We start from the raw sequence: 12,145 nt of genomic DNA on the forward strand, positions 1-12,145 counted from the left end.
AAAAGGAGCTTTCCATGCCCAGCGTCACGAAGCGCGCTTCTTCTTATACGTTCGTCTCCTTGAAACGCCATCGTCTCGAGGGCGGATCGCCGGTCCAGCCGTTCCGCCTGCTCCGCCATGCCCTCATCTTCCTCTTCGACGGCTCCGGCCGGCTCGAGCTCAACGGACAGCCTTGCCCGCTCGAGCCCGAAAGCTGCTGGGCGCTCGCTCCCGGCACCTGGATCAAGGCGGAGCTGCAGCCGGATCGGCCGCTCGACGCCTATGTGCTGGAGTACGACGGCAGCGGGCCGTCCGTGCTCCCTCTATGCGCCGCGGCCAAGCCTCGGCCGGGCGCTCCCGAGTTGCCGGGACGCAGCGTCCGCATCGCCGCCCCGAGCTCCGTGCTGACGCTGCTCGGCGGCATGCTCGAGCTCGGCCGCAGCCGGACGCCCTCGGCCTTTTTCCGGCGGCAGGCGCTGCTTTACGAGCTGCTGCACCGGGTCAGCCTCATGCCGGGCGAGGAGGAGAACGGCGCTCAGGAAGCGGTCCAGCGCACGATCCGTTATTTGGAGACGCACTATATGGAGCCGATCCAGGTCGGGGAGCTGCCGCGGATGGCCAGCCTGACGCCGAGCGCCTACTGCCGCTCGTTCAAAAAAGCGACGGGGCAGTCGCCGACCGCCTATTTGACGGAGCTGCGCATGCGCCAGGCTAAGGAGCTGCTGCGGCAGCCGGGACGGCCGACGCTGCGCGACATCGCCGCCAGCGTCGGCTACGCGGACGAGCTGTATTTCAGCCGGCTGTTCAAAAAGACGGCCGGCGTCTCGCCCAGCGCCTTCGCCGGACGCAGCGCGACGCGCGTCGCGATCGTCAGCCATCTGTTCCTGCAGGATCATCTGCTGGCGCTCGGCATCAAGCCGGTCGCCGCGCCCGCCTTTCCGAGCGTCTATCGCACGCCCTCGGGATTCCCGGACTATCTGCAGCCGCAGCTGGAGGGCACGAAGCCGCTCAACGCCGAGACCTCCATCCTCCCGCGCGACGTGCAGAGCCTGTCGCCCGACCTCATCATCAAGATGGATTTCGGCGGCAATCCGACCGACGGCCCGTGGCGCGGCATGCCGAACACCGTCTGCATGGACGGCTTCGGCGGCTGGCAGGCCTACCTCGAATCGCTCGGCGCCATGCTCGGCCGGGAAGCCGAGGCGGAAGCCGCCGTAAGCCGCGTGCAAGGCATCGAGCTCGCGTATCGCGGCCAGCTCGCCTCCGCCGCCGCAGCGGCCGGAGAGCTGGCGATCGTGCGCGTGCTGCCGGGCGACTTCCGCCTGTTCGGCGCCGACGGCCATGCCTTCAGCGATCTGTTCTATCGAGCGCTCGGCTTTTGCCCGCACAGCCGCATCCGCCACGGCTTCTACCGCAGCCATGCGTTCGAGGAGCTGCTGTCGATGGATCCGGACAGCATCCTCGTCGTATGGAGCGACGCGCGCGAGCTGGCCCGGCTGCGCGCCCACCCGGCCTGGAGGGAGCTGCGCGCCGTCCGCGAAGGCCGGCTGCATGTGCCTGACAGCCGCGAATGGGATCCATGGGGACCTTCGGGGCGGGAGTTCGCCATCTACGACTGCGCCCGCTACTTCAGCGGCATGCCCCGCGGAGCCGCGCGCGTGCGCTGATCCGGCTCGAGCCTCGCGCCTGGCCGCCTCCGCCGGCTACAGCCAGGTGATGAGCTGCGCGGCCGGGATTCTCAGCTCGGCCTTCGGGATCGCTTTCGGATAGCCGACATGCAGGTTGCCGACGGCCCGCTCGCCGGGCCGGATGCCGACCGCCTCGCGGAAGACGTCTTCGTGCAGCCACTCGTACGTTTCCCATACCATGCCGATTCCCTGTTCCCAGGCGAGCAGGCTGAAGTTGTGGATGACCGTCGCCGTCGCGGCATAATCCTCCTCCCTCACCTGCAGGTAAGGATTTTCCTTCATGACGACCGTGACGATCAGCGGATTGCTCATGATCTTGCGGTAATATTTCTGGCCGGTCTCCTGCTTTTTGGCCGGATCCCGCTCCCAGCGCTCGTTCATCGCGCGGCAGGCGTCGGCGATCTTGCGGCGTCCTTCGCCTGCGGCGACGATGAACCGCCACGGCTGGGTCATGCGATGGTTGGGCGCCCACACCGCCGTATCGAGCAGGTCGGAGACGAGCTGCGGATCGACCTCGCGATCCTCGAATACATGCACGCTGCGCCGTCCGCGAATCAGTTCGTTCAGTTCCATGGCTACCTCCGTCTCAAGCTGCGGAGCGGCTTGCCGCCCGCATGTCCTAGCATAACCGTGCCTGCGCCGGCGAGGCTATGGAGAGCATTGCCCCTTTTGCATGGACAAAAAAACCGCCCGCTCGGCCGCGATCCTTCCTGCCAAGCGCGCAAAAAGCCGCCTCGCCAGTCGTTGGACTGGCGAGGCGGCTCGTTTGGGATCTGTTCCTGCGCCTCCATTTGGACGGACCCGAATCGGCCGGCCTTTTGTCGTGAAGCGCCTTCGTCCGTCCTCACGATCCAAGGGCGGCCCAGGTCGGCTACAGCGACCCGAGCGCCTCGCCGATGCTGCCGCGCACGAGATGCGTCGCCATGCGGTCCAGCGGCGTCGCCGTGCGGTTGATGATGACGAGGCTGTCGCCGCGGAACAGCGAGACGAGGCCCGCCGCCGGCTGCACGGTCAGCGAGGTGCCCGCCACGAGCAGCGTGTCCGCTTGCCGAATCTGCTCGGCGGCGCGCTCGAGCAGCTCGAAGTCGAGGTTTTCCTGATACAGCACGACATCCGGCTTGATGATGCCGCCGCATTCCGAGCAGAGCGGCACCGGCCGCGGATCTCCCGTCACCGCCGTCAGCGGATGGAACAGGCCGCAGTCGAGGCAGCGGTTGCGATGCACCGAGCCGTGCAGCTCCAGCACGTTGACGCTGCCCGCGCGCTGGTGCAGCCCGTCGATGTTCTGCGTGACGACCGCCTTCAGCCGGCCTTCCCGCTCCAGCTCGGCGAGCTTGAGATGCGCCGCGTTCGGCAGCGCCTGCGGATGCAGCATATGCTCCCGATAGAACGCATAGAAGTCGCCGGGATGGTCGAAAAAGAAGTCCCGGCTCAAAATCTCTTCCGGCGCGTACATCTTGCTCGTGCGCTGCTCGTACAGGCCGCCGGCCGAGCGGAAGTCGGGAATTCCGCTTTCGGTCGAGGTTCCGGCGCCGCCGAAAAAGACGATGCGCCGGCTGCGGCCGATCGCCTCGCGATAGTCTGGACCCGTCATGGCCGCCACTCTCCTCTAGTCAGGGTAGATGATGCCTCGGCTGGAACAGCTTGCTCCGTCAAGCCGGAGCGGCCGCGCCGCTCGTCGGAGGACGGCTCGTCCTTGTCCGCTCTAGAGCCTCGTCCGATAGACGGCCTTGTTTTCAAGGCCGCGGATCATCGGCGTCCAAGCCTCCTGCTCCGGGATGGAGCCGAGCGCGTCCTCGACCATCTGCAGCTTGGCGTCCAGCGAGTCGATATAATGAAGCGCCACCGCCTCCGCCATCTGCGGCTGCACGGGACTGCCCCACTCGCCGAGATTATGATGCGACAGCACGAGATGCTGCAGCACGGTCACCTTCGGCGAGTCGGCGGGCACGCCCAGCTTGAGCGCCGCCTCGACGATCCAGCCCGAGATGAGCGCCAGATGGCCGATCAGGCGGCCGCGGTCGCTGTATTCGGATACGATGCCGAGCTGCGCGTTCATCTCCTCGGGCTTGGCCAGGTCATGCAGGACGATGCCGGCGATGAGCGCGTCGCGGTTCAGGAACGGACGCTGCGCGCACAGGAACTCGCCGATTTCCAGCATGCGCACGGTGTGGTAGGCGAGACCGGCATAGTAGGCATGATGATGGCTCTTGGCGGCGGGGTAATGCTCCAGCCGGTCGCCGGCCTTGACGACGCAATAAGCGGCGATGTTGCGGATATCGGCGTCGCCGATGCTGTCGACCTTGGCGCGGATCTGCGCGACGAGCTCCTTGGCCTCGACCGGCGCGGCGCGGATGTAGTCGGTCAGCTGCACGCCGTCCTCCGGGCTCGTCGGGCGGATGCGGATGATCTTCAGCTGGAGCCGGTCGCGGTACAGCTGCACGATGCCGTGCACCTTGGCGACCTGCAGCGACTGCAGCGACTCCTTCTCGGCCGGCTTCAGATCCCAGTATTTGGCCGTAATCTGGCCGCTTGAATCGGCAAGCACGAGATCCCAGTAATCCTTCGGCGGAGTCGCGTTCGTCTGCTTGACATCCAGCTCCTTGACGAGAAAGAATCCGGTCACCTCTTGCTTGTCGGTCAGCGTGCTGATCAGGGTCATGCGTGAAAGCTCCTTCCGGTATAACCATAATGAACCTATTATACTCGATTTGGCTGCGCACGGATAATCGTCCTGCTCCCCTGCCGGCGTATGGACGCGCCGGCGATTGGAAACCCTTGCAGGAGGGTAAGATCAACGTATCCGAGTAGCCAAGCTCGATTCGACGGAGGAGGAATCTTCATGAAGCGCAACGACAACGATCACGGACTCTCGACGGAAAAGGACATCGATCCGCGGCACGGCCTGTTCGAGGATCAGGCGGAGGGCAGCCGCGTCCCCAGCGCCGAGGAGGAGCTTCTCCGCACGTATCCGTCCGGAGAAGGCACCTACGGCGGCGTGCAGGTCGACCGCTACACGATCGCTTCCGCCGAGGCGAACGAGCGCCTCGCGGACGATATCGCCTATGCGGAAGGCCCTGACCCGGGAGACTATGCCCGCCAGCGCGAAGGCGGCGACTATGCCGTCGAGACGCCGGTAGGAGAGTCGCCGGCGCCCGCGCCGACAAGCGTCGAGGCGGACTCCGAGCCGGGCCGGGCGGCGGCCAGGCCGAGCTCCGACGCCGAGCTCGATCTGACGGAAGGCACGCCGGTCGATCCGGTCGCGCCGCCCGACGAATTCCATGGCACCGACCTGCTGAACGGCGTCGGCTCCGCTCCGCAGGAGGAAAGCCGCTAGCAAGCTGGCCGCAACGCCATGCGCGGCGCGGATCGTTGCGTGAGAACGCGAAAAGGGACGAAGCTTCGGCTCCGTCCCTTTTTTTTGGTTCGCTGCGGAATGCTGCCGAGGGGAAAAGGGAGCTTCTTCCCTTGTTCACTCGGTTCTCCAGCTGCGGGGCTTCAGCAAGGGAGCTTCTTCCCTTGTTCCACGGCTTCGCGTGCTGCGGCGCTCCAACAAGGGAGCTTCTTCCCTTGTTCCCTCGGTTCACTAGCTGCGGGGCTCCGATTCTTCTTCCACCGCCTCGCCCCGCCGCCCGCGGCAGCGTCAATCCTCCAGCCGGAACCCCTTCTCGCGCAGCAGCCCGGTGAACGTGCGCGGCGGATACGCCGTCCGCCCGCTCATCTCCTGCGTCCACGTCGTATCGCGGCCGCCGCCGGAGCGGCCGCGGATGTAGCCGCGGTATTCGTCGTCGTATGCCTCAAGCTGCTCGGCACGGCTGCCCGCCGGATAGCGGTTTTCCGCATAAACCGCCGAGCGCGGCAGCCGCGGCCGGAGGTCCGGCTCCTCGGCCGGCACGCCGATGCACATGCCGAACACCGGGTAGACGAGCGGCGGCAGCTCCAGCAGCTCCGAGACGGCGCGCATGTCGTTGCGGATGCCTCCGATATAGACGATGCCGAGGCCCTGCGCCTCGGCGGCGATCGCCGCATTTTGCGCCGCCAGCGCCGCATCCACCGTCGCGACGAGGAAATACTCCGTCGACGTCTGCAGCTGCGCGCCGTGCATGCCCGCCGCTTCCGCGAAGCGGCTCAAATCGGCGCACCAGACGAGGAAGGTCGGCGCCTCGCGCACATGGCGCTGGCCTCCGGCCAGCTCTGCGAGCCGTCCGCGCAGCTCCGGATCGGTAATGCCGATGACGCTGTAAGCCTGCATATGGCTCGACGACGAGGCCATCTGCGCGCAGCCGAGAATCCGGTCCAGCTGCTCGGCCGTCACCGGCTCGTCCGCATAGCGGCGGATCGAGCGGTGGCGCTCCAGCAGCGACAGCGTCTCCTCCATGCGCAGCGCGTCCGGCCGCTCCTTCTTGCTTTCGTTCATCGCGAACCCTCCCGTTCCTCCTCGATTCCATTCGTGCCTAGAATAGGCAATCGGCCAGGGCTTGTCAACCGCAGGGCGGCTGCGGCTGCGGCTCGCCTAAACCTTGGCGCTGCGGACAAAAAAAGCGTCCAAGCCCGCCTGCGGGTCTGAACGCTTCCTCGGCTCCCATAGCTCCCGTCCGCTTCATGCCGCGCATCACGCCCGGCACTTCCCGCAGACCGCCCTTGCAGCTTCGGCCTACTCTTTCTGCAGATTGGCGATCATGCGGTCGAACAGCTTGAGCATCATATCCATCTCCTGCTTCTCCATGCCGCGATACAGCTTCAGCATGAGCGCATGCCGAGTCTCGTCGATCTGCTTGAGCAGCTTGAGGCCTTTCTTGTCGATGCTCAGCACCACGACGCGCCGATCCGACTCCCCGCGCTCGCGCGCGATATAGCCGAGCTCGACGAGCCGGTCCGCAAGACCGGTCACCGCTCCCGACGTGATGAGCAGCTTGTCCGCGAGCACCGACGCTTTTTGCGGCCCTTCCGTGGCCAGCAAGGTCAGTATGCGGGCATGCGTAAGGCCGAGCCCGTGCTCGTTGTCCCGGTTCCATTCCGATGTGATCAGCTTGCGCACCAGCCGGAACCGGTCATCCAGCTGCTTGGTCAGCTCTTCCAATGCCCCATCCTGTACCATGCTTTCGCCTCCTGCTTCTTCTCTCGCAATCTTGATGTAGGATAACCTTATAAGGTCAACTTCTTGTAGGTAAAGCAAAAAAAGACAAAAACCCGATCCTCGGGCAGCTCCGCGCATGACGGAAGCATCCTTAGAGGCTTCCTACGCCGAAGGCAGGGATCGGGTTTCATTTTTTATTCAGACAGACTTGACGAAAGGCGGCGGCGGCTCGCTCCAAAGCGCCTTGCGCGACTCGAGCCGGACTTCCTCCAGCACGCGCTGCACCGTCCATGCCGCATGGCCGGCCGCCTGCACGACGATGCCGCTCCGCCATGTGCGCGACACGCCCGTCCGCACCTCCCGGCCAGGCAGCTGCGGCAGCCGGTCCAGCAGCTGGCGCAGCCGCTGCTCCAGCTCCGCGTCCGCGCCGCGTCCGAACAGGCAGAACGTGCCCCAATGCGTGAACCGATGCCAGCTGCCGGGAGCCGCGAGCTGCTGCGCGCGCGGCTCGACCCGCTGGAGCTGGCGGAAGATCAGCTCGCCGTCGGCGTACACCGTCAGCCGGTTGTCGAGCCGGCGATAGCGGAACACTTCTCCGCGCAGCGTGCGTCCAGGGCACAGCACCTCCGTCTGCATCCAGACGGCGCCCGGAGCGAGCCGCACCTCGGTGTCCGCCAGCAGCGAAGCGTCCTCGTACAGCATGACCGGCTCCGGCAGATGCTCGCATACGGCGCCGTTCTCCAGCGCGAAGCGCTGGCGCAGCGACGCGCCTCCCTCCTCTTCGCAAGGATGGACCTTGAGAAAGCTCTGGTTGGAGATCTGCACCGAAGCGCCGGCGCCGAGGCTCCAGTCGAGCTCGTAGCGGTCGCCGCTCAGCATGCCCGGAGAGACGTCCATGACGAGCACGCCGGCGCCGGAGCCGAGCGGGAACGCCTTGGCGATTTTGATCGGCGACGTGTGGTAGCGCGAGACGAGCCGGGTCAGGCCGCCGCGCTCCTCGAAGCGCGCCTGCAGGACGGACGCTCCGCGCGCCGCCGTCTCGGCGCCGGTCAGCTCGCCGGCGAAGACGGCTCGCGCCTTCGCATGCTCCGCGCCCCCGTGGGAGAAGGCGCGCTCAGCGGACACGCCTCCGAGCGAGCTCCTCTCCGCTGCGTCCGCAGATGCGCCCGCAGACGCGCCCGCAGACGCGCCCGCACCGCCGCCGGCCCGGGCGGTGCGGCTCAAGCGAGCGCGCCGCCCGAACCGGCCATCCGGAGCGGCGTCAAGGTCGGGCTCAGCGCGGCAGCATCCGCTCCGTGGCCATGCGAAATTCCTTTGGCATGGGCGAGCTCATGCTCGATCCAGTCGACCATCTCCGCCACCCCGTTCCCGCCGAACAGATTGGTGAAGACGAACGGCCGATCGCCGCGCATCCGGCGCGAGTCCTCCTCCATGACCGCAAGGCTGGCTCCGACATGCGGCGCGAGGTCGATCTTGTTGATGACGAGCAGGTCGGAGCGCATGATGCCCGGGCCGCCCTTGCGCGGAATCTTTTCCCCTTGGGCCACGTCGATGATGTAGATGAAGCGGTCCACCAGCTCCGGGCTGAACGCCGCCGCCAGATTGTCTCCGCCGCTCTCGATGAAGATCAGGTCAAGCGGCGAGAAGCGCTCCTCCAGCTCCTCGATCGCCTCGAAGTTCATCGAGGCGTCCTCGCGGATCGCCGTATGCGGACAGCCGCCCGTCTCCACGCCGATGATGCGCTCCTCCGGCAGCACGCCGGTCGCCGCGAGGATGCGGGCATCCTCCTTCGTATAGATGTCGTTGGTGATGACGGCGAGGCTCCAGCGGTCCTTCAGCTCGCGGGACAGCGTCTCGACCAGCTTCGTCTTGCCGGAGCCGACCGGGCCGCCGATGCCGATGCGCACCGGACGTCCTTGCGGGATCGGATTCGTGTTCCACTCGATATGGGTATGTCCTTGGCCTTGGCACATGGGGAATTCCTCCTTGGGATAAATGAATTCGATCAGGACATGAACAGCCGGGAGTAAAGCGTCTCGTGGCGGATCATGCCGAGCTCCGAGCCCGGCATGTCGCTCCAGGCGTCCTCCGGCTCCATCGCCAGCGCCGCGCGCGCGGCCGGGACCGTCTCGCCCGACAGCAGCGCCAGCAGCCGCTGCGCCTCGGTCTGGCCGATCGCCATCAGGCGCAGCGCGCTGTTCACGGCATTGCTCAGGCAGCCGTACAGCCAGCCCTGAAGCGCCTGCTCCTCGCCGATGCCGGCTTGCCAGCAGATCCAGCCGAACACGAGCGGATGGGTCAGCAGGCAGTCGCCGCTCCGATAAGCCGCCTCGAGCCGGGCAAGGTCAAGCTCCGGATAGCTGCTGCCCGCGAGCTTGAGCAGGCGGCGGCCCATCTTTTCCATCCCGGAGCGGGTTTCGGCGCTCATGCGGCCGACATGCACGAGCCGCTCGGCCGCCCACAGCCGCTCCCACGCCTCTGCGGGCGCGTCGCGGTAGACGGCGCGGACGACGAGCGCGTCGGTCGTCGTCCAGCTCTGCCGCAGCATCGCCCGCAAGTACGCCTCCAGCTCGTCGGGACGGGCGATGTCGCCTTCCTGGACGAGCGTCTCGAGCCCGAACGAATGCGAGAAGCCGCCGATCGGCAGCGCCGAGTCGAGCAGCTGCTGCAGCACGAGCCACGGCACGAGCGGCGCCCCGCCCCGCGGCGGCATCGCCCCCGTCAAAACAGGAAGTACCGCTGCGCCATCGGCACGACCTCGGCCGGCTCGCAGACGGCCGGCTCGCCGTCGACCGTCACCCGGTACGTCTCCGGATCGACGACGATTTCCGGCGTCGCGTCATTGAGGATCATGTCCTTTTTCGTGACGGAGCGGCAGCCCTTGACCGGCTCGACCCATTTTTGCAGCCCGAGCCGCTCGGCGATGCCGCCCTCGTACGCCGCCTGGGAGACGAAGGTGATGCTCGTGCGCTGCATCGCCTTGCCGAACGCGCCGAACATCGGACGGCCGAACACCGGCTGCGGCGTCGGAATCGAAGCGTTCGGATCGCCCATCTGGGCGTAGGCGATCATGCCGCCCTTGAGCACGAGCTCCGGCTTGACGCCGAAGAACATCGGGCTCCAGACGACGAGGTCGGCGAGCTTGCCCGGCTCGATCGAGCCGACGAGATGGGAGACGCCGTGCGTGATCGCCGGATTGATCGTGTACTTGGCGATGTAGCGCTTGATGCGGAAGTTGTCGCCGCCCTCCGTGTCCGGCGCGAGCGGGCCGCGCTGCCGCTTCATCTTGTCCGCGGTCTGCCATGTGCGCAGGATGACCTCGCCGACGCGTCCCATCGCCTGCGAGTCGGAGCTCAGCATGCTGAACACGCCCATGTCGTGCAGGATGTCCTCGGCGGCGATCGTCTCCGGCCGGATGCGCGAGTCGGCGAACGCGACGTCCTCCGGAATCCGCGAGTCCAGATGATGACAGACCATGAGCATGTCCAGATGCTCCTCGATCGTGTTCACCGTAAAAGGACGCGTCGGATTCGTCGAGCTCGGCAGCACGTTCAGCTCGCCCGCCGCGCGGATGATGTCCGGCGCGTGGCCGCCGCCGGCGCCCTCGGTATGGTAGGTGTGGATCGTGCGGCCGCCGATCGCGGCCAGCGTATCCTCGAGAAAGCCCGATTCGTTGAGCGTGTCGGTATGGATGGCGACCTGCACGTCGTACCGGTCGGCCGCCTGCAGGCAGGCGTCGATCGCCGCCGGCGTCGTGCCCCAGTCCTCATGCAGCTTGAGGCCGATCGCCCCCGCCTCGATCTGCTCGATCAGCGGCTCCATGAAGCTGGCGTTGCCTTTGCCGGTGAAGCCGAGGTTCATCGGGAACGCCTCCGCCGCCTCCAGCATGCGCCGCATATGCCAGGCGCCCGGCGTGCAGGTCGTCGCGTTCGTTCCCGTCGCCGGGCCCGTGCCGCCGCCGATCATCGTCGTCACGCCCGACGAGAGCGCGGTCTCGATCTGCTGCGGGCAAATGTAGTGGATATGCGCGTCGATGCCGCCCGCCGTGACGATCTTGCCCTCGGCCGCGATCACCTCCGTGCTCGCGCCGACGACCATGCCCGGCGTCACGCCGTCCATGATGTCGGGATTGCCCGCCTTGCCGATGGCGACGATGCGCCCGTCGCGGATGCCGATGTCGCCTTTGACGATGCCCCAGTGGTCGATGACGACGGCATTCGTGATGAGCGTGTCCAGCACGCCGTCGCTGCGCAGCGCCGAGCTCGACTGGCCCATGCCGTCGCGGATGACCTTGCCTCCGCCGAACTTGCACTCGTCGCCGTACACCGTGTGGTCGCGCTCGATGACGGCCCACAGCTCGGTATCCGCCAGCCGCACCGCGTCGCCCGTCGTCGGGCCGAACATGCCGGCGTAGCTGCTCCGATCCATCTCTCTCATGATCGGCCGCCCTCCCACTGCTCCAGCCTGCGCCGCACGTCGTCCGGCATCGCGCCGGCCGGAGCCGGGCCGCTCGTCAGCCCGCTGAGGCCGTAGCCGAGCCGGCTGCCGCCGAGCTCGACGAGCTGGACCGGCTTCTCCTCGCCGGGCTCGAAGCGGACCGCCGTGCCGGCCGGGATGTCCAGCCGCATGCCGAAGGCCGATTCCCGATCGAACCTGAGGCCGCGGTTCACCTCGAAGAAATGGTAATGCGAGCCGACCTGCACCGGCCGGTCTCCTCCGTTGACGACGATCAGCTCCGCCGTGCGGCGTCCTTCATTGAGCACGATGCTCCCCTGAGCCGTGCGGTATTCCCCCGGTATCATGACTGTTCCTCCCTCATGGCCGCCGAACGGCCTGTTCTCTCTAGCCGCCGATCGGATGATGCACCGTCACGAGCTTCGTGCCGTCGGGGAAGGTCGCTTCCACCTGCACCTCGTGGATCATCTCCGGCACGCCCTCCATCACCTGGTCGCGGGTCAGGATGCGCGTGCCGTATTCCATCAGGCGGGCGACGGTCTGTCCGTCGCGCGCGCCCTCCATGATTTCGGACGTGATCAGCGCGATGCTCTCGGGATAATTGAGCTTCACGCCTCGGTTCAGCCTGCGGCGGGCGACGTCGGCCGCCACCGTGATGAGCAGCTTTTCTTTCTCGCGCTCGGTCAACTGCATGCCCTTCACCTCTTCTCCGGAATAGCTCCATTATAGGCGCGCTGCCGCAGGAAAGTAAATGAGTTATGTGAGATTATCTGACATAAAGCAACCGGGAAGCGCGAAAAAAGCCCCGCCGTCCAGAAGGACGACGGGGCAGGCGAGTCGGAACAGGGTCCGGGAAAAAGGGCGCCGGCAGCCGGCGCTACCAGATGCGCAGCAGCAGGTCGACGAGTCCGGCGGACTCCCCTTCCTGGCTGCCGATCAGCAAGAC

13 protein-coding genes are annotated in these 12,145 nt (G+C 66.7%); 2 read left to right on the forward strand and 11 right to left on the reverse strand.

Annotated features, from left to right (window positions below; translation table 11 throughout):
- Positions 1-14: 14 nt before the first annotated feature.
- Positions 15-1,646 (forward strand): AraC family transcriptional regulator, encoded by a 1,632-nt coding sequence (locus tag B8V81_RS05230; RefSeq protein ID WP_101807905.1) that lies wholly within the window; start codon positions 15-17, stop codon positions 1,644-1,646.
- 36 nt (positions 1,647-1,682) lie between these two features.
- On the opposite strand, the gene B8V81_RS05235 is transcribed toward B8V81_RS05230, so the two are convergent.
- The 3 genes from B8V81_RS05235 to B8V81_RS05245 form a co-directional block, all read right to left on the reverse strand.
- Positions 1,683-2,240, reverse strand: coding sequence for a nitroreductase family protein (locus B8V81_RS05235; protein WP_028597579.1), 558 nt, complete (start codon positions 2,238-2,240; stop codon positions 1,683-1,685).
- Between the two features lie 298 nt (positions 2,241-2,538).
- Positions 2,539-3,261, reverse strand: a complete 723-nt coding sequence (locus B8V81_RS05240; protein ID WP_028597578.1) for an NAD-dependent protein deacylase — start codon at positions 3,259-3,261, stop codon at positions 2,539-2,541.
- A 111-nt stretch (positions 3,262-3,372) separates the two neighbouring features.
- Complete coding sequence (locus B8V81_RS05245) at positions 3,373-4,329, reverse strand: 3'-5' exoribonuclease YhaM family protein (protein WP_028597577.1); 957 nt, start codon at positions 4,327-4,329, stop codon at positions 3,373-3,375.
- A 180-nt stretch (positions 4,330-4,509) separates the two neighbouring features.
- Here B8V81_RS05245 and B8V81_RS05250 point away from each other — a divergent pair, with 180 nt between their 5' ends.
- Positions 4,510-5,004 carry a hypothetical protein gene (locus B8V81_RS05250; protein WP_028597576.1) on the forward strand — a complete coding sequence of 165 codons (495 nt, stop codon included), beginning with the start codon at positions 4,510-4,512 and terminating at the stop codon, positions 5,002-5,004.
- A gap of 306 nt (positions 5,005-5,310) precedes the next feature.
- Here B8V81_RS05250 and nfsA read toward each other — a convergent pair whose 3' ends face one another.
- The 8 genes from nfsA to B8V81_RS05290 all read right to left on the reverse strand — a co-directional run bounded on the left by nfsA (position 5,311) and on the right by B8V81_RS05290 (position 11,892).
- The gene (gene nfsA / locus B8V81_RS05255) at positions 5,311-6,084 is read right to left on the reverse strand and encodes an oxygen-insensitive NADPH nitroreductase (protein ID WP_244912723.1); all 774 of its coding nucleotides are present in this window, start codon (positions 6,082-6,084) and stop codon (positions 5,311-5,313) included.
- 237 nt (positions 6,085-6,321) lie between these two features.
- Entirely contained in the window at positions 6,322-6,765 is a 444-nt protein-coding gene (locus B8V81_RS05260) for a MarR family winged helix-turn-helix transcriptional regulator (protein WP_164820097.1), read from the reverse strand.
- A 177-nt stretch (positions 6,766-6,942) separates the two neighbouring features.
- Positions 6,943-7,869: an urease accessory protein UreD gene (locus B8V81_RS05265; RefSeq protein WP_101807906.1), complete on the reverse strand. Its 927-nt coding sequence runs from the start codon at positions 7,867-7,869 to the stop codon at positions 6,943-6,945.
- Between the two features lie 95 nt (positions 7,870-7,964).
- Positions 7,965-8,717, reverse strand: coding sequence for an urease accessory protein UreG (ureG, locus tag B8V81_RS05270; RefSeq protein ID WP_052332955.1), 753 nt, complete (start codon positions 8,715-8,717; stop codon positions 7,965-7,967).
- Positions 8,718-8,749: 32 nt separating this feature from the next.
- Entirely contained in the window at positions 8,750-9,457 is a 708-nt protein-coding gene (locus tag B8V81_RS05275; protein WP_101807907.1) for an urease accessory protein UreF, read from the reverse strand.
- An 8-nt stretch (positions 9,458-9,465) separates the two neighbouring features.
- Positions 9,466-11,181, reverse strand: a complete 1,716-nt coding sequence (ureC, locus tag B8V81_RS05280) for an urease subunit alpha (RefSeq protein ID WP_028597572.1) — start codon at positions 11,179-11,181, stop codon at positions 9,466-9,468.
- Positions 11,178-11,546, reverse strand: a complete 369-nt coding sequence (locus tag B8V81_RS05285; protein WP_028597571.1) for an urease subunit beta — start codon at positions 11,544-11,546, stop codon at positions 11,178-11,180. The genes ureC and B8V81_RS05285 overlap by 4 nt, the downstream gene beginning before the upstream one ends.
- 40 nt (positions 11,547-11,586) lie before the next feature.
- Positions 11,587-11,892, reverse strand: a complete 306-nt coding sequence (locus B8V81_RS05290) for an urease subunit gamma (RefSeq protein ID WP_028597570.1) — start codon at positions 11,890-11,892, stop codon at positions 11,587-11,589.
- Between the last annotated feature and the right edge of the window lie 253 nt (positions 11,893-12,145).

Source organism: Paenibacillus pasadenensis, assembly GCF_002864175.1.
Classification (GTDB): Bacteria; Bacillota; Bacilli; order Paenibacillales; family Paenibacillaceae; genus Paenibacillus_O; species Paenibacillus_O pasadenensis.